This window comes from Lysinibacillus sp. RU7 (assembly GCF_057837305.1).
The window spans coordinates 1-424 of sequence record NZ_JBYQFK010000074.1; the positions used below are offsets into that span (position 1 = coordinate 1).

Sequence of the window (424 nt, forward strand, 5' to 3'; positions counted from 1 at the left end):
TTTTTCATCTTTTTGGCTTTTTGATAGGATTTTGATTGTTGCATAGTGCGATAACGTTTGTATAATTCATTCACGCAGGCATTGTATATCTTGCGAGAAATTTCAAAACGTTTATCTAGAATATCATCTTGGAAAGATTCTGTTTTTAAGCGCAACCTTAATACATAGCTTGGCGTTGACATCGCATTCACCCCCTCGTTTTTTGATTTTCTACATAACGTCTAATAGTTTCGCTTGATACGTTTCCAGCAGTTGAAACAAAATAAGAACGCGTCCATAGACTTGGCAAATGTTGAAGATGAGGAAATTCCTCTCTCAACTTTTTAGAAGTCACTCCTTTTATTTTTGCCATTATGTCTGTTGGACTAAATGTTGGTAGTGTATTTAAAAACAAATGCACATGGTCTTTATCGCATTCCATTGC

Annotated in this window: 1 protein-coding gene and 1 pseudogene; both read right to left on the minus strand. The window is 35.1% G+C overall.

Annotated features, from left to right (window positions below; all coding sequences use genetic code 11):
• Positions 1–182 (minus strand): annotated as a pseudogene (locus AC3II9_RS21540) (RNA-guided endonuclease TnpB family protein); the annotation flags it as partial.
• Positions 183–187: 5 nt separating this feature from the next.
• On the minus strand, positions 188–424 hold a 237-nt coding region (tnpA, locus tag AC3II9_RS21545; RefSeq protein ID WP_489158730.1), incomplete at its 5' end, for an IS200/IS605 family transposase.